At 52.8% G+C, this 16,987-nt stretch carries 13 protein-coding genes; 2 read left to right on the plus strand and 11 right to left on the minus strand.

All coding sequences use genetic code 11. The features are described 5' to 3' along the window. Positions 1-112: 112 nt before the first annotated feature. The 11 genes from F0P93_RS18930 to F0P93_RS18980 form a co-directional block, all read right to left on the minus strand. Complete coding sequence (locus F0P93_RS18930; RefSeq protein ID WP_150878723.1) at positions 113-1,594, minus strand: GDSL-type esterase/lipase family protein; 1,482 nt, start codon at positions 1,592-1,594, stop codon at positions 113-115. Between the two features lie 411 nt (positions 1,595-2,005). Beyond that, positions 2,006-3,505: an MBOAT family O-acyltransferase gene (locus F0P93_RS18935; RefSeq protein ID WP_150878725.1), complete on the minus strand. Its 1,500-nt coding sequence runs from the start codon at positions 3,503-3,505 to the stop codon at positions 2,006-2,008. Positions 3,506-3,624: 119 nt separating this feature from the next. Then, positions 3,625-4,572, minus strand: coding sequence for a glycosyltransferase family 2 protein (locus tag F0P93_RS18940; protein ID WP_138991007.1), 948 nt, complete (start codon positions 4,570-4,572; stop codon positions 3,625-3,627). Positions 4,573-4,621: 49 nt separating this feature from the next. Continuing rightward, positions 4,622-6,355, minus strand: a complete 1,734-nt coding sequence (locus tag F0P93_RS18945; protein WP_150878727.1) for a hypothetical protein — start codon at positions 6,353-6,355, stop codon at positions 4,622-4,624. Positions 6,356-6,447: 92 nt separating this feature from the next. Further along, positions 6,448-7,416 (minus strand): glycosyltransferase, encoded by a 969-nt coding sequence (locus F0P93_RS18950; protein ID WP_225309557.1) that lies wholly within the window; start codon positions 7,414-7,416, stop codon positions 6,448-6,450. 80 nt (positions 7,417-7,496) lie between these two features. Further along, on the minus strand, positions 7,497-8,924 hold the full coding sequence (locus tag F0P93_RS18955; RefSeq protein ID WP_150878731.1) for a DUF6056 family protein: 1,428 nt from the start codon (positions 8,922-8,924) through the stop codon (positions 7,497-7,499). A 285-nt stretch (positions 8,925-9,209) separates the two neighbouring features. Beyond that, a complete protein-coding gene (locus F0P93_RS18960; RefSeq protein WP_191908855.1) occupies positions 9,210-10,148 on the minus strand; it encodes a hypothetical protein in 939 nt (312 codons plus the stop codon). Then, positions 10,088-10,681, minus strand: a complete 594-nt coding sequence (locus F0P93_RS18965; protein ID WP_150878735.1) for a hypothetical protein — start codon at positions 10,679-10,681, stop codon at positions 10,088-10,090. The genes F0P93_RS18960 and F0P93_RS18965 overlap by 61 nt, the downstream gene beginning before the upstream one ends. Before the next feature lie 51 nt (positions 10,682-10,732). Beyond that, the gene (locus F0P93_RS18970; protein ID WP_150878737.1) at positions 10,733-11,641 is read right to left on the minus strand and encodes a DMT family transporter; all 909 of its coding nucleotides are present in this window, start codon (positions 11,639-11,641) and stop codon (positions 10,733-10,735) included. Positions 11,642-11,644: 3 nt separating this feature from the next. Continuing rightward, positions 11,645-12,721: an LptF/LptG family permease gene (locus tag F0P93_RS18975; protein ID WP_150878739.1), complete on the minus strand. Its 1,077-nt coding sequence runs from the start codon at positions 12,719-12,721 to the stop codon at positions 11,645-11,647. A gap of 31 nt (positions 12,722-12,752) precedes the next feature. Beyond that, the gene (locus F0P93_RS18980) at positions 12,753-13,406 is read right to left on the minus strand and encodes a metal-dependent transcriptional regulator (protein ID WP_138991000.1); all 654 of its coding nucleotides are present in this window, start codon (positions 13,404-13,406) and stop codon (positions 12,753-12,755) included. A gap of 214 nt (positions 13,407-13,620) precedes the next feature. Here F0P93_RS18980 and F0P93_RS18985 point away from each other — a divergent pair, with 214 nt between their 5' ends. Together F0P93_RS18985 and F0P93_RS18990 are read left to right on the plus strand one after the other, a co-directional pair. Next, positions 13,621-14,961, plus strand: coding sequence for an Nramp family divalent metal transporter (locus F0P93_RS18985; protein WP_225309558.1), 1,341 nt, complete (start codon positions 13,621-13,623; stop codon positions 14,959-14,961). 77 nt (positions 14,962-15,038) lie between these two features. Beyond that, on the plus strand, positions 15,039-16,982 hold the full coding sequence (locus F0P93_RS18990) for a KUP/HAK/KT family potassium transporter (protein WP_150878743.1): 1,944 nt from the start codon (positions 15,039-15,041) through the stop codon (positions 16,980-16,982). The last annotated feature ends 5 nt before the right edge of the window (positions 16,983-16,987 follow it).

Genomic DNA, 16,987 nt, shown 5'->3' on the forward strand with positions numbered 1-16,987 from the left:
AGCTCCGGAGGAGCGGTCTAAAAACATCTTCAGGCCGCTCCTCCGGAGCTACCACTCGTTGATGCCGACTATTGCCGACAGGACAGGCCTCCGGTCTTCATTCAAACAACTGTTATTCCAACACGGCTTTGCGAATGGCTTCCCCCCAGAAAAGCCCCAGCGTAGCGGCTCCTTTGGCGTTTGGGTGCAAAAAAAACGTTCCCTGCTGGCCATTTTCGTGTTGAAAATCGGTCAGGTAATGGGTTTTGAAATAATTGAACCCCTGCGTATCGCCCACGTGGACCTGTCCCGGATGGGTTTTGCCATAATCCGCGACGAGTCCATCGATTTCGGGGAAGTACGTTTGCAGCCGATCCAGCCCTTCCTGAAGGTATTTCGAACGGTTGTAGGTCGTGGGACTGTACCAAATCGGGTGGTGAATCACCAGCTTGCAACCCGGATTGGCTTTCAGTAAGGTGTCGGCGATGGTTTTCAGATTGGCGCGGTACGATTCCGGCGAAACCGGTGCGCCGTTGGGTCCCTGCATGGCGCTGTCATTCGTGCCGAGAACGATGGAAAACACGAGCTGACCGGTTTCTTTCCGGAAGGTTTCCGCAGCCTGCGCCACTTTGGGAAACGATTTGTTGGTTGCGGGCAGAAAATCGACGGTCGTATAACCGCCCACACCCTGATTGGAAAACGTAATCTCCTGAATACCAGCCTGCTGTTTCAAATACGTCGTTGCCAAAACCGGTGGCGCTTCCGTCTGACGATCTTTCAAGCCAGCCCCGGCTGTGATGCTGTTGCCGATGAAAACAATGTTCAGTTTCTGTTCCGAAAAGTTGACTGGATCCGACTTCGGAAAAATCCCGGCAGCAACCCGTTTCGGGAACAGATCGGCGGGATTTAGCTTCATTCGCGACCGATCCCGTTCTTTCAGCGCGGTCGTAATGACCGGTATCCAAAGCTGCTGACCGTCCCGGTTGAGGTGCAGACCGTCGGCCAGAAACAACTCCCTGCGGCCTTTTCCGTCCTTGTCATCCGTCAGCGGAACGACGTCGATGTAGTACAAACCGTCCAGCTTTCCCGCCAGCTTTTTGATTTCCCGGTTAAACCGGTCGCCCTGTTTTCTGAATTTTTGCCGGGCCGGCGAATGCCGGTTTGACACAAAATACACTTCCGTCAACGGGTTCGATTGCCAGAGTCGGGCCAGAAACGTTTTGAAGTTTTTGACAACGGTTTCGGGAGCATCACCTCCCGCCAGATCATTCCCCCCGCAGGAAAAAACGACGCGGGCGGGGCGGTATGGCAGAAGAATCCGATCCATACTGCGCAGCACATCGGGAATGGTGGCTCCGCCGAACCCCCGGTTGACGGGACTAAACTGGCTGAAATCTTCTTCCAGCGCTGGTCCCCAAAGCCGCCAGGTCGAACTGCCCACAAAAAATGTCGAGCCGGGGACGGGCGGATCCGTAACGGCCTTCGCTTCGTAGGCCTTAATTTCGGACTCAAAACGGGGTTCCTGGGCCAGTATCCGGGTTCCGGCCGCAACCCAAATCAGAAGAATTGGTAAAATAAAACGGATTGTGACTTCTACAGAAGCTCTTTTCTTCATTTTAAAAAACGAGATCACACGCGTGGTTTTTGATCGGATTCGCGCTGCGTATAGAAGCTAAAACGGGACGGTTTTTACTTGATAAGGCGTGAATTATGGAATGTCCATTCCCAAATCGATTCTCTTGACCAGCCAAGCCTTCTATCCCGTAGGGATTCAACAGCGTAGCGTCGGTAGAAAAGGATGATTCATTATTCCCCGCGTGCCGTGAGGTACGCGACTGTCGGATTCTTGTGAATGATTGCGTACCTATCGGCACGCGGGACCTTGTCGACATTCTTGGGCTACCGACGCTGCGCCGTTGAGCCCCTGACGGGGCAAAAAAACGGTTCGACCAAGCTAGTCTTTACTAAATACGGGTTTCCAACCCTGTTTTCCAATCTAATTTCCGGACTTAAACCGCTAAACGATTTAAAACTGAAAATAAATAAACTGATTCGAGGTGAAGACGCCGAAGAGGTACGACAGAAAGCAGATCAGCGGAAACAGCACGAAAAACAGGGCGGTGTTGCGCGTTGGAATCGTCAGGTACAACTTCTCTTTTACGAATAAAACCGCCACCAGCAACACGCAAAACCACAATTCGGTCGAATTGAAAGGAGTGCTAAGGGGCCCGTCGAAGGGCGAAAAGACGATTTTGCCGAGAATGTGAAAGGCATTGCCAACGGGCGCTTTGTGATTCCGGAAAAACACCCACGTCAGCATCACCAGCACGAAGGTTAGCACGGTTTGCAGCAGTTGGTAGGCTTTGTTCTCTTCCGGCAGTTTGATTCCAAACTGATGAAATGCCTTGTCGCGCCAGCCCGCCATGAGCTGGTAAGCGCCGTGCAAGCCGCCCCAGATGACGTAATTCCAGCTCGCGCCGTGCCATAATCCACTGACTAAGAAGACAATAAACACATTCAAATACCGCCGTGACGGACTGACCCGGTTTCCGCCCAGTGGAATGTAGAGGTAATCGCGGAACCAGGTGGAAAGCGAAATGTGCCAGCGTCGCCAGAATTCGGTGATGGAACGCGAAAAATACGGCGCCTTGAAGTTGTCCATCAGTGTAAACCCCATCGTCCGGGCCGCCCCGATGGCAATGTCGGAATAACCCGAAAAATCGCAGTAAATCTGGATCGTGAAGGCCAGCGTTCCCACCAGCAGCGTCAGGCCGTTTTGCTGCGTGGGGTGGTTGTAGGCATGGCTGACAATCTCCGCCATGCGGTCGGCAATGACCACTTTCTTGAAAAAACCGAAGGCCATTTGCATCAACCCGGCTTTCAGATTCTCGAAACTGAAATGAAAATGGGTATGAAACTGGTGCAAAACGTTCTGCGGACGCTCGATGGGACCGGCTACCAGTTGCGGATAAAACATCACATAGAGCGCATAAATGCCGAAATGATGCTCGGCTTTCTGATTGCCCCGATACACCTCGATGGTGTAGCTCATGGCCTGAAAGGTGTGAAACGACAGACCAATGGGCAGTATCGAATCAACAATGCTGAACGAGGTGGTGTTGGGCTGGCCAAACAGCGTCAGCACTTTGTTGAGCAGACCGATGGCTTTCTGGTTGACAAGCTGGGCCGGACCATCAAGATTTGCCTGGTCGAGCAGCCAGACGAGGCTGTCGGTGAAAAATCCAAAATACTTGAAGAACGCCAGAATGCCGATGTTCGAAATCAGGCTGACAATCAGCAGCCATTTTCGGCCCGAACCGGGTTTGGTGCGCTCCAGCCAGATCCCGGCGTAATAGTCGATTACGATGGTCAGAAACAGGATCAGGATGTAAGCCGGCTTGAAGACCATGTAGAAGTAACAACTGGCCAACAACAGCAACACCCACCGCCCGCGCCACGGCAGACTGTAATACGCCAGGGTTACGACGATGAAAAACAATAAAAACTGGAGCGAATTAAATAGCATTCCTACTTGAGTTAAGAGTTAAGAGTGATGAGTTAAGAGTGATGGGTTAAGAAGAAGCAGACGCATTTAATTCTTAACTCACAACTCTTAACTCATCACTCTTAACTCTTCATTCTTAACTAGTTCTGGCGTTCTTTTTTTCGGATGGTTTCCCGGACGATGTAGAGCGGGCGGCCTTTGCTTTGGAAGAAAATCCGCAGCACGTACTCGCCGATCAGCCCCATCCCAATGAGCTGAATTCCCCCGAAGAGGATGATGGTAAACAGCAACGCCGTGAAGCCTTCCGGCACGCCCCCAAAGAAATATTTCTTGATGAGCGTCTGAATAAAATACAAAAAAGCAATCCCGATGGAAAACATGCCCAGATTGGTCAGGAACTTGATCGGGAACTCACTGAAATTAAAAATACCGTTGTAAGCCAGTTTCCGGAGCATTTTGAACGTGTACTTTGCATCACCGGCCACCCGGGCATCGCGCTCGTATTCAACCCCGATTTGTTTGAAGCCGATCCAACTGCGCATCCCGCGGATGAAGCGGCTTTCTTCGGGCATCTGGTTCAGGACGTTGGCAACCCGGCGGCTGATCAGCGAGAAATCACCGCTATCGAGCGGAATGTCGACGTAGGAAATGGATTTCATAAACCGGTAAAACAGAAAATAGGCGGTTTTCTTGAAAGCACCCTCTTTCCGTTTCTTCCGAACGGCATAAACGACATCGTAGCCTTCCTGAAATTTGGCGTAGAATTCGTCCAGCAACTCCGGCGGGTCCTGGAGGTCGCCGTCGATGATGAACAGGGCTTCGGAGCCTTTCGCGGCTGCCATCCCGGCCGTCAGCGCAATCTGGTGGCCGTAGTTGCGGGCCAGAAAAACGCAGTGATACCGGTCGTCGGTCAGCGCCAGTTGCTGCATCAAAACGGCCGTATTGTCGCGGCTGCCGTCGTCGATCAGGACGACTTCGATGGCCAGCGGTGAACGATCCATCAAGGCATTTAGCCGGGTAACGAGGTGTGGAAACGATTCCCGTTCGTTGTATAGTGGAGCGACTATGGAAATCTGTGGATCAGACAAAGTGTATAGCAGTTAATTGGGACGCACAAAATTACATTATTGTCAGTACTTACCGAACGTTTATGAATTGATTCGAAAAACGGATGTCGGCTCCCTCGCCCGAAACAATCAGGATGCCAAGCTGATAGGCCCCCGGATGCAGAAACGATTTAAACACCTGCGCACTGACATTGGGCAACCGGCGTCTGAGGTAATATTGCCGGGGGAAAAACAGGTTTTCGGCCGGAAAAAGATAGGTATGGCGATCGGATTTAACCACGATACAGGCCTCGCTGATCCCCGCAGGCAGCGGCCAGTTCTGGGTCACCACCCGAAATTCACCCGCCGATTCCTCCACCAGCAGGTGCAGGGCGGAGTCGGCGGGAGGTGCCGGTTTCAGTAGCGTCGCTTCATAGGGCGCGTAGAACGCGTTTTCGGGATAGGTGTAAAACCCCTTTTCAACGGCGGTGTGCATCCATTCTTCGCTGGCAGCCGCATACGGCGAACCAATCATGGCCCCGAAACCAAGATCGTTGTGTTTCTGGTTGAAAGCCGATGTCTGCCGCATGAGCGTCTGAGCACCCAGAAACGGCAGATGGTTGAAGTACATCACGCCCCAGACGACCCACCCCAGAACCAGACCACCCACCATCCATCGCTTCCGGTGCTCCGGACTCCGAAGCTCGCTCAAGCGGTTCAGGTAGAGCACACTGACGAAGAGCGCCGGATACAGCATATAATTGCTCACGAGCATGACACTGTAGCCAAACCGGGGTCTCAGAATGGCGACCACCACCGCGTTGACCAGCAAAAAACCGTATACGCCCACGAAAAAATACCGCCGGTGACTGAGTTCAGCATCGGCCGGTTTTTGGCTGGGTTGCCAGAGACTGGGGAGGAGCGTCGTTTTGAACAGCCGGAAAAGGAGGCCAATGAGCAGCATACCGCCCAGCGTGGGCAGCAGGCTGCGGATCAAAATATCGGTCCGCGGGAAAAAGTCGAACAAACCGCCCAGGAACGTAAAAAAACCGAAAAAGACGAGGTGGGGATGTTGCAGGAAAAACGACAGACTGCTTTCATTGCCCTGCAAACTGGCAAAATCGTGAAAATACAGGATGATGACCACCACCGCGATCGTGATCCAAACCGCCAGCCGCACCAGGTAGTGACGCCCTTCCAGCCGCCATTGCACCAGCAAAACACCCGCTCCGGCCACCCAGCCGAACAGGCCGTTGCTCATGGAAAACGAAGCCAGAATCTGTAAAAAAAGAGCCCCGGCAAAGCGGATCGAAACGGTGGCGGACCGGCCGGGAAAAGCGAGCCAGTACAACGCCCAGAGAATCATCATGCCCACAGCCAGGTGCTGCAAAGCCGTGATGGCCCAGAAACTGGTCAGGCGATGTTGGGGTTGCAGCAGCACCAGCGCGATCGGCAGAAACGCCAGCAGGGGCAACCGCAGCGTCCGGAAGACCCGGTAAAAAACTAACAGAATGGCCAGCAAACAGCCGAAAGCCAGCAGAATCAGCCACCGGAAGTTGAGCATGCCGGTCAGGTTGTAGAAGACCAGTGTGGTTAGTTTGGCAAACAGGATGCGGTGTTCGTTGTTTGGAGCCAGCAACCAGTGGAATTTTTCGGAGAAGGAATCGGCTTCGGTATAATTGACCAGAAACCCCACGAACGATTCGAGGTCGTCCATCCAGGGAACGTTGTCGGTAAAGAGGAGCACCAACGTGAGAAAACTGGCAATCGGGAAAGCGACCAGGAACGGAGAAATTTTCCGAAGCGGTTCTGAAATCTGAATCATAGCGAGCGGGCGACTGGATACGGCAACGGTTGGCATTCAATGTACATACTTCCCCGGAATGGCATCAGGCCTGTAAAGTGCGGTTTTTCAGGTCAATAGACCTTTTCGATCTGCTCTACAAAATCCCCGTATTGTTTGGCCGGAATGAAGTGCGACTGCGTTCGGTAGGTCAGCACGATAAACACCAGCAACAGGGAGATCAGGAAAGCCTGTAGAATAACAATGAACAATGAAAAAACAATGTAAATAGCGCCCTGCGAGATGATCAACTGATCCGTCACCCGCAACAGGATAACCACCGTGATGACCACCGTCGAAACAGCCGCCGTGATGACGCAGAAGAGCAGAATACGCACGGCTGTGGCTTCCATCAGCACCGAAATGGCACTCAGACCGTGCAGAATCAGCGACACAAAATTCATCTTCGACGTGCCGGCCAGCCGCGCCCCCCGTTCGGCCGGAACCGACTGGTAGGGCAATCGCGAGCGAATTACACCACCGGGGTAGTTGTTCCAGATGTCGGAAACGTGCGCCAGTTTTCGCAGCAGGTTGGGCGGAATCACACTGAAATTACCAAAGGTAATGGCTTTCCCCGTCAGCAGCTTGAAAACGGATTTATAAATTAAATAAAAGGTTCGGAACAGGCGGCTTTCCCGGCGTTTGGTGCGATGGGCGAAAATGATCTGTCCGGGCTTTTGGGCCGAAGCCTCCAGCAGCCGGGCAATGTCTTCGGGTTGATCCTCGCCGTCCGAATCCATCACGATGGTGGTGTGGGTTTCCGGCTGATCGGCCAGGTACGAAAGACCGAGCGCAATCGCTTTCTGATGACCCACGTTCCGCCAGAGCCGCATGATCGACAGGCTGTAGCCTGTATCGGCTGGCAACGATGCGTAGTTGGTAACGGAGCAATCGTCCACAATCAGGAAATGAAACCGTTTCCGGAGAGCGGGGGCGACGGTTTTCGTCATTTTCTCCAGAAGCAGGCTTAAGGCTTCCCAGTCGTTAAACAAAGGAATAACAATGTATACTCTGTCGTTGGGGGCAGTGGGTATGTCGGTCAACGTACGATCGATTTATATAAAGAACGGTGCCACAAAAATAGAACATATCCCAGACTTGTGACAGCCCGGGCTTTACACTCTTATTCAATGGTTGCGGGCCCCAGCTTCACCCCTTTTTTGTGGTAATATCCCGCCCAGCAGCGGTTCCACAGATGGTAGGGATCGGAACTGAAATCACCCAGCACCAGCGAAACCGGGCTAACCGGCAACGGACTCAACTGAACGGTATCGCTCTTGCTGCTCGCCATCAGCGCATACCGCTGCTCCACAGCATCGTGGTATTGTTTGGCCCGGCCGGAGCGCAAATCACTGACAGTCAGCCGAAAATTTACATTATGGTACGTTAAGAAAAGCAGCGAAATGGCTACCACCACCACCACCGTCCAGCGGTAACTGGTCAGAAACGACAGAACGCCGACATTCTGCCGGAAGACCCGTACCCAAATCGTCAGGTTATAAAACCACCCCAGTGTCAGAATCAGGTTCACGGCGTTGAGCAAACGGGGCACCGGCTGGACACCAACCGCCCAAAAATGCAACAACGTCAGGATAAACAGCAGCCCGACATACGGCAGAATGGCCAGACCCGCATGCACCTCAAAGTAACGACGGGTGGGATTCCGGGTATCGGTCAACTGGTAGGCAACGGGCAGAAAAAGCAACGACAGGGGCAATAATGGCGTTTTCGTAAATTGTTTCGGAAAATACTGCACGCAGTATTTCAGCGTCTCGGTAACGGAAAACAGCACATCCTGGCTGCGTTCATTACCACCCATCCGTACGGCATTGCCGGGTGCCTGAATCAGGATGTAACAGCAGATGGCGGCAATGCCAAACAAAATGAGCTGAGAAACCGGGAGTTTTTTTCGATAAATCAGCAGGCCCATCAGAACGGTTCCCAGCAACGCCATGGCCATAATCATGCTGGTTTCGCTGGACCCAATGATCACCGCGACCAGCAACGCTTCCAGGAACAGAAAACGGCCGTTCATTCGGAATTGAATCCGGTCGTGGGCAATCAAAACCGCAAGTAAAAACAGGAAACCAACACAGGCGACGGAATAACAGGCCAGACCGGGATACCAGTAAAAAAATTCCGGGATCGACACGAGTTGGGAAATGAACAGAAAACAACCCGCCGAGGCTGCGACGATCTGCTCCGTCAACGTCAGCAACGGCCGGGCCAGTTCATGAATAACCGCGTAAAAACCCAGCCACAGCAGGATCAGGAGCAGAATCGGAAACACGGCATAGGCCCCATACCACTCCCAAACCAGCGGCCCGGTGTGGACCATCAGGTTGTGAAAATAGCGCCCCGTCCAGCCATCGTAGTAAAACTTCTGCGCCTGCCAGACCCCGAATTGCCGGGCCGTATCGGCAAAACAGTAGTCGTCCACCAGCGAGGGCTGGTTGTAAAAAGCCAAGGCAATGAGTGGAATGGCAACCAGGGACAGGCAGCCGAGAATCAGAAAGAAAACGAACTTGTTGGGTGTAATGAATGGATTCATTAGTGACAGATTAATCACACGAAACACGTGTTGTAGCTCGCAACGCTTTGTTAGTGAATAGATTACCGTTCGCCTTACCCCATTCTGTACCATTGCCGGACAACCTGCTGTCGTCACAACAAATAGCCAGCGCACCAGCATCAGCCGGGCACAGCGAGTGTATTAAAAAGGGCATATTCCTATTTAATACTCAGAAATTGGCAAATAAAGAGAGTAAAGATAATGAACGCACCCAATCCTACCCAATCTTTGGGCTGGTCTGTTGAAGCGATTCAGGAAGAGACCTCACGGTTTGCGGGCAATCTGGGGTAAGTCGGGTTGTGGAGTGACTGCCGGAACCGGCACTTTGCGGAGCTTCACCCCTTTTCGGTAAAAATAGCCAGCCCAGCAATCGTTAAACATGTCGCCGGACCGGTAGCTCAGGTCATCCAAAACCAACGACACCGGAAGAACGGGTAAAGACGGCAAAATTACCGTATCGGCCCTGGCGCTAGTCATAAGCTGATAGCGCGCCATCATCGCCCGGTGGTATTTCTGAGCCCGCCCATAGCGAAGATCTTCGTACGTGAGCCGAACATTGGCGTTCCGGTATCCCTGCCATCCAAGCACCACCGTAACGACCAGTATCACCGGCCACCGATGGCGCAACAGCAACGGCCATGAGCCGATGGTTCCCCGGAAAATTCGGACGAAAAACGTCAGCGTGTAAAACCACCCCACGACCCACACGAAATTGACGACATTCAGCAGACGAGCCACCGGCGGAACACCCACGGCCCAGAAATGCAGGAAGGTCAGAATAAACAGCAGACCCAGGTAGAAACCCAGCGCCAGCCACCCGTTAATGGCAAAATAAACCCGCGCCGGACTCCGGCTGTCGGTCAGCCGGTAGGCAATGGGTAAAAAAAGCAGCGACAACGGCAGAATAGCCGACTGGAAAAGCAGATTCCGGAAATAGACCCACCCGAATTTGGCGGCTTCCAGTGCCGAAAAAACCAAATCCTGGCTCGAGCTGTTGCCTCCCATCCGAATGGCATTGCCCGGCGCCTGCACCACCATATAACTACAGAAACCCGCCCAAACGAGCAGGATCAGCAGGGAAACCGGAAGCGTTCGGTGGTAGATCAGACGGAGCAAAGCCCAGAAGCCCAGGCACGACAGCATCACCACATCCAGGTTTCGCTGGAGCCGATAATGACCAGAATCAAAAGGGCTTCCAGCCACAGAAGCGGACTTTTCCACCCGGTTTGCTGCCGGTGGTGGGCGATGAAAACGCCGATCAGAAACAGCAGAAACACACAGGCGAGGGAATAGCCCGCCAAACCCGTATACCAGTAGAAAAATTCGGCGATGGAGCGCAGTTGCGTAATGTATAAAAAACAGACCCCCGACGCGATTGCAATTTGCTCGGAAGTGGCCAGAACGGACCGGCCCAGTTGGCGGATCAGCGCGAAAAAACCGCTCCAGAGTGCCAGCAGCAACAGCATAGGAAAAACCGTGTAGGCACCAAACCACCGCCAGATCAAGGGGCTCGTGTGGACGATGAAGTTGTGAAAATAGCGCCCCGTCCAGCCATCGTAATACATCATTTGGGATTTCCATACCCCAAATCGCATCACGGTATACGCAAAACAGTAATCATCGACAATCGACGGATGGTTGTAAAAAGCCAGCCAGACCAGGGGAATGGAAACCAGCAGCAAGCACCCGGTCAAAAGCAGAAAAATGTATTTGTTTGGCGAAATAATTCTATTCATCGGTTTCAGAATGAGTTACATAAACCGAAGCCGGTGTTTTGTAACGTTTTGTTATTGGACAGAATAGCTTTTGTTTTTATCCATCCTCCGGTTTAAAGCCGGATACACCAGCACGGCCAGCAGAATAATCAGCGTACCAGCGTAAAAACCCGTCGTCATCCGCTCACGGTCGCCAAAAAACAACCAGGCAAGCATGATTCCGTAGACGGGTTCCAGATTAACGGTCAGATTTACCGCAAAGGCCGAAAACTTCCGCATGAGCCAGACCGAAGCCGAATAGGCGTAGACGGTGCAGACAAACGCGAGGATCGAAATCCAGAGCCAATCGGCCGGCTGCGGCCACAAGGCCGTCGGTTTTTCCGAACTAAACGCCAAATATAGCCCCAGAAACAGCAGGGAACTACCAAACGCGCCCGACATTTCGTAAAAAGTGATGACCATCGGTGGATACCGCCGGGTAAACTGGCTGTTGACGATGGTGAAAATGGACGCCAGCATGGCCGAAAAAACCGCCATGACCAGACCCGCAGCCCGGTCAATTTCGAAGCGAAAAATCAGGTATAAACCCGCCATCACAACCACACCCAGGATCACCTCCACGGCCCGCAGGCGTCGGCGAAAAAAAAGCGGTTCCAGCAAACTCGTCCACAAAGACCCGGTGGCCATGCCGGCCAGACAAACCGACACGTTGGCCGTTCGGGCGGCTTCGAAAAACAACGCCCAGTGCAGCGCAATCACCAGCCCCGTGGCCAGCAGTTTCAGGCGGTCGGGCCCGGAAACCGGCACCATTTTTTTCTGCACAAAGAGCAAAACCCCCAGTCCGATGGCCGCCAGCAGGGTGCGATACACCACCAAAGTCAGGGCCGACACCGAAATCAGAACGCCCAGAATGGCCGTAAAACCCCAGATCAGGACTAAAAAATGCAGGTGCAGGTAATCGGTGGTGGTGGGGCGATTCATACGTTAGCGCGGAATCGTATGGTATAAAATCACCCCGATGGCCGCAAAAATGATGTTTGGCAACCAAACCGCCACGATCGGATTGAGATTGCCCGACTCGGCAATGCCTTTGGCCAGCATAAAAAACAGCAGGTAGACAAACGCCAGCACAAACCCCAGTGCCACCTGCCAGCCCACCCCCCGGCGGCTTTTCCGGGCCGACATAATCACCCCGATGGCCGCCAGAATGATGATGGCAAAGGGGCGCGTTTGCCGGGAATATTTCTCCAGCAAATAGGTTTCCACCCCGTCGGCCCCCCGGCTGCTGAGCAAACTGATGTAGTTGTCGAGTTCGGGAAACGTAAACGTTTCGTACAGACTGAAATCGCTGTCGAAATCCGATGGATACAGATTCAGGAGTGTATCGGCTTTGGTGCCATGCGTGAGCGTTTCCTGCAAGCCGTCGATTTTCCGAATGCTGTAATCATACACGGTCCATTTTTTCTTTTCCGGGCTCCATTCGATGCGGTCTCCCGCCATTTTTTGCAGAAGTTTGTTGCCCTGAACCTGTTCCAGCGTGAATTTATAGCCCGTATTGCTCTGGTTATTATAGCTTTCCAGGTAGGCATACACATTGGGAGCCACCTTGATGTGGATGTTCCGGCCCGAATAGGTGTAGGGGTCTTTGGTGTATTTCAGCTCGAAAGCGATCCGGGTCTGGTTGGCTTTCGGAACCACCCAGCCCACCAGAAAATAGGTCGCTATGCTCAGGATCAGGGCGCCGATGCCGTAGGGAACCAGCAGCCGGACAAAGCTCATGCCGCTGCTCAGCATGGCGATGATCTCCGATTTGGCCGCCAGCCGGGAGGTCATGAAAACCGTGGCAATGAAAACCATCAGCGGACTGATGTAGTTGGCCCAATACGGAATGAAGTTGAGGTAATAGTCGAAAAGAATTTTATCGCCGGGGGCCTTGTGCTTGTAAAAATCGTCCACTTTCTCGGTGTAATCGACCACACAGACCACCAGCACGATGACCATTACGACAAAGAAGTACGTCAGCAAAAACCGTTTTAAAATATACCAGTCGAGGAGTTTCATGCAAGTGGGTTAGAGTCAGCCAGACAGTTGCCTAATTGACTAATAGATTCCGGGCTACTTCATTACTGACAAACAACGTTTTTTCGTGGTTAATCTGTACAGAAACGGATTTATCAAACGCGTTGACATCCTGCACCAGCACCCGGCAGCCCAGATTCAACCCGGTTTTATCGAGGTGTTGCAAAAATTCCGGCGAATGTTCGAGCACACCCATGACCTGAACTTCTTCCCCAATGGTCACCTCCGATAATTTGGTGTATTCCACGGTCGGCATCTGCCCCGCCGGGCTGGGAATCGGGTCGCCGTGGGGGTCGAATTGCGGGTAGCCCAGAAAGGCATCCAGTTTCTGCACCAGGTCTTCCGAGCGAATGTGTTCCAGTTCTTCGGCCATTTCATGCACCTCGTCCCAGCCAAAGCCGAGTTTTTCGGCCAGAAACACTTCCCAGATCCGGTGCCGCCGAATCACTTTCAACGCCAGCCGTTCGCCTTCTTCGGTGAGCCGTACGCCCTGGTATTTTCGGTAATGGATGAGTTGTTTCTCCGCCAGTTTTCGCAGCATGTCCGATACCGAAGCGGCCTTTGTCGCCGTCATTTCGGCCAGCGAATTGGTCGTAACCTCCCCTTCCTGCCGGGCAGCCAAGTAATAAATGGTCTTTAAATAATTTTCTTCCGTGAATGAATGCATAGGCGCAGGACGGATTTGCCATCCACCCAATCTCTCCAGAATCGACTAAAACCGGAAAACGACCGATGGGATCACTACCTGATATTTTCCGTCTACAAATTTAGATTTTTATTACCGTTCAAAAAATTTTTAGACTCGTCTAAATTTTTATTTAGAAACATTTGATATATTTGTTGCGTTAAATGAGAGACCATGTAAGTAGCAGTCTAACGCTATGGTAACGAACGAATCTACCTCACCAATGGCACAGGGATGGAAGTCCGAAAATAGAACAAAATCACTGCCTGAAGTTCACGCCAGCATACCGGTTTCGGAAACGGGTTCTTTTTACAAACGATTACTGGCCTTTTCGGGGCCGGGTTTGATGGTGGCCGTCGGCTACATGGACCCCGGGAACTGGGCCACCGACATCGCCGGGGGATCCCGTTTCGGCTACACCCTGCTGTCGGTCATCCTGATTTCCAACCTTTTCGCGATGCTGCTGCAACACCTGTCGCTGAAACTGGGCATTGCAACGGGCCGCGACCTGGCTCAGGCCTGCCGCGATCACTACAGTCGGCCGGTGTCGGCAGTTCTCTGGTTTTTGTGCGAAATAGCCATTGCCGCCTGCGATCTGGCGGAAGTGATCGGATCGGCCATTGCCCTGAACCTGTTGTTCGGAATCCCGCTGTCGGTGGGCGTTTGCATTACGGCGCTGGATGTTTTGCTGCTGCTTTATCTGCAACATAAGGGCTTTCGCTGGCTCGAAAGCATCGTCGGAGCCCTGATTTTTGTCATTCTGCTGTGTTTTGCCTACGAAATTTTGCTGGCCCGGCCCGAAATAGCCGCCGTATTGGGGGGGCTGATTCCGCAGAAAGAAGTCATCACCAATCCGGACATGCTGTACATTGCCATCGGGATTCTGGGGGCCACCGTGATGCCCCACAACTTATACCTGCATTCGAGCATCGTTCAAACCCGCGATTTTGCCCACACCGACAGTGGTCGCCGGAATGCCATCAAGTTTGCCACCATCGATTCCACCCTCTCGCTATTCCTGGCTTTTTTTATCAACGCGGCCATTCTGATTCTGTCGGCAGCGGCTTTTCACACTTCCGGAAACCACCAGGTCGCCGACATTACCGACGCTCACCGCCTGCTCGATCCGCTTTTAGGGGCCACGCTCGCGAGCGTTGTCTTTGCTGTTGCGCTGCTGGCATCGGGGCAAAACTCGACCCTAACCGGCACGCTGGCGGGTCAGATTGTGATGGAAGGGTTTCTGAACATCCGGCTTAAACCGTGGCTTCGCCGACTCATCACCCGCCTGATTGCCATTGTACCGGCTCTGATTGTCACCATCCTGTATGGCGAACGCGGCACCTCGGAGTTGCTGGTTTTCAGCCAGGTAATTCTGTCGGTCCAACTCAGTTTTGCCGTCGTACCGCTGGTTCTGTTCACCAGCGACAAACTCAAAATGGGGGCGTTCGTCAACCCCCGCTGGCTGACGATTCTCAGCTGGGCGGTTGCCGGCCTGATTATTGTTTTGAATGTTGTCTTGCTGGTTGGTACTCTTTAATGGAGAAAACCGGGATTTAACGTTATCTTTACCCGGATTTCACCAGCCGGACTCGTTTAGCCCGGCGTTTATTCTCTATGGACGATAAAAGGCACCTGGATAAGGTATCGGCAGCGGGTCTGCTGGTTGCACTGGGTATCATCTACGGCGATATTGGCACCTCGCCCCTCTACGTGCTCCGTGCTGTTGTTGGCACCGATCAACCCATTCAGGAAGATATTGTCAGGGGAGCTCTTTCCTGCATTTTCTGGACCATCACCCTACAGACCACCATCAAGTACGTTATTTTAGTGCTGCGGGCCGATAACCGGGGTGAAGGAGGAACGTTTGCGCTCTATGCGCTTGTCCGCCGGCATGCCCGCTGGCTGACCATCCCGGCGATTATCGGTGGCAGTGCCCTGTTAGCCGATAGCATCATCACCCCGCCCATCTCGGTATCCTCCGCCATCGAGGGGCTTCGCATCCTGTACCCCGACATTCCGACCGTACCGATCGTTCTCGGAATTCTGGCGTTTCTGTTCCTGATTCAGACGTTTGGTACCAGCGTTGTCGGCACGGCTTTCGGGCCGATCATGTTGCTGTGGTTTACGATGCTCGGCACCCTGGGTGTACTGGCCATCGCCGACGATTTATCCATTCTGCAGTCGGTCAATCCCTATTACGTCTATCACTTTTTGACCGATTATCCCGGTGCTTTCTGGTTATTGGGTGCGGTTTTTCTATCAACAACCGGGGCCGAAGCGCTCTACGCCGACATGGGCCACACGGGTCGGGGAAACATTCGGATCAGTTGGGCTTTTGTGAAAACCTGTCTCCTGCTCAACTATTTCGGGCAAGGCGCCTTTGTGGAAAGTCTGGCCGGTCAGCCCCTCGGCGAGCGGAATCCGTTTTACGGTTTGATGCCCGAATGGTTTCTTTTTGCCGGTATTGTCATTGCCACCATGGCCACTGTCATTGCAAGCCAGGCCATGATTACCGGCGCGTTTACCCTCATCAGTGAAGCCATCCGGCTGAATTTCTGGCCGAAGGTCCGGCTCCGTTACCCGACCAATAAAAAAGGACAATTGTACGTTCCCAGCATCAACTGGCTGCTTTTCGCGGGTTGTGTGGGCGTTGTTCTCTATTTCCAGGAATCGTCCCGCATGGAGGCTGCCTACGGTCTGGCCATCACGCTCACCATGCTGATGACGACCATTCTGTTCAGCTATTACATGTACTCCCACAAGTACAACGCGTGGTTTGTCATGCTCTTTCTGGTGTTCTACCTGCTCGTGGAGACCAGTTTTCTGATTGCCAACCTGGCCAAATTCACCCACGGCGGGTGGGTGTCGGTGTTGATTGCGGGCGTGATGGCCGGTATTATGATCATCTGGCTGAACGCGAACAAAATCAAACTACGCCTGACGGAATACGTTAAAATCGACCAGTACATTCAACCGTTCAAGGAACTCAGCCGCGACATCAGCATTCCGAAATACGCAACGCACCTGGTTTTTATGAGCAACGCAGCCCGGGCCGCCGAAATCGAGTCCAAGGTCATTTACTCCATTTTTCAGAAACGCCCCAAACGCGCGGATATTTACTGGTTTATTCACGTCGATACCACCGATGATCCGTATACGATGGAATACAAGGTGAACACCATCGCCCCCGATGATGTTTACAAGGTTACATTCCGGCTGGGTTTCCGAATCGAGCAGCGGATCAACCTCTTTTTCCGGCGGGTTATCGAAGACATGGTGAAAAACAAGGAAGTGGACATCACCAGCCGCTACGAATCCCTCAGCCGTCAGAATGTAATCGGTGATTTCCGGTTTGTGGTACTGGAAAAATTTCTTTCCTTTGAAAATGATCTGCCATTGCGCGAACGGATTGTGATGGATGTCTATTTCTTTGTCAAAAACTTCACCACCCCCGAAGACCGCTGGTTCGGACTCGACAGCAGTGCCGTGAAAATCGAAAAAGTGCCGCTGGTGATCCGTCCGGTCGAGAATGTCAAACTGAAACGAATCGATACCTAATTTCT

This window comes from Larkinella humicola, assembly GCF_008727875.1.
Taxonomy (GTDB): Bacteria; Bacteroidota; Bacteroidia; order Cytophagales; family Spirosomataceae; genus Larkinella; species Larkinella humicola.

Bases quoted from the DNA above. Each gene is read 5' to 3' on its own strand.
- F0P93_RS18935 (WP_150878725.1), bottom strand. From the start codon at position 3,505: ATGCTATTTAATTCGCTCCAGTTTTTATTGTTTTTCATCGTCGTAACC.
- F0P93_RS18970 (WP_150878737.1), bottom strand. From the start codon at position 11,641: ATGAATCGCCCCACCACCACCGATTACCTGCACCTGCATTTTTTAGTC.
- F0P93_RS18955 (WP_150878731.1), bottom strand. From the start codon at position 8,924: ATGAATCCATTCATTACACCCAACAAGTTCGTTTTCTTTCTGATTCTC.
- F0P93_RS18975 (WP_150878739.1), bottom strand. From the start codon at position 12,721: ATGAAACTCCTCGACTGGTATATTTTAAAACGGTTTTTGCTGACGTAC.
- F0P93_RS18930 (WP_150878723.1), bottom strand. From the start codon at position 1,594: ATGAAGAAAAGAGCTTCTGTAGAAGTCACAATCCGTTTTATTTTACCA.
- F0P93_RS18985 (WP_225309558.1), top strand. From the start codon at position 13,621: ATGGTAACGAACGAATCTACCTCACCAATGGCACAGGGATGGAAGTCC.
- F0P93_RS18965 (WP_150878735.1), bottom strand. From the start codon at position 10,681: ATGAATAGAATTATTTCGCCAAACAAATACATTTTTCTGCTTTTGACC.
- F0P93_RS18945 (WP_150878727.1), bottom strand. From the start codon at position 6,355: ATGATTCAGATTTCAGAACCGCTTCGGAAAATTTCTCCGTTCCTGGTC.
- F0P93_RS18980 (WP_138991000.1), bottom strand. From the start codon at position 13,406: ATGCATTCATTCACGGAAGAAAATTATTTAAAGACCATTTATTACTTG.
- F0P93_RS18990 (WP_150878743.1), top strand. From the start codon at position 15,039: ATGGACGATAAAAGGCACCTGGATAAGGTATCGGCAGCGGGTCTGCTG.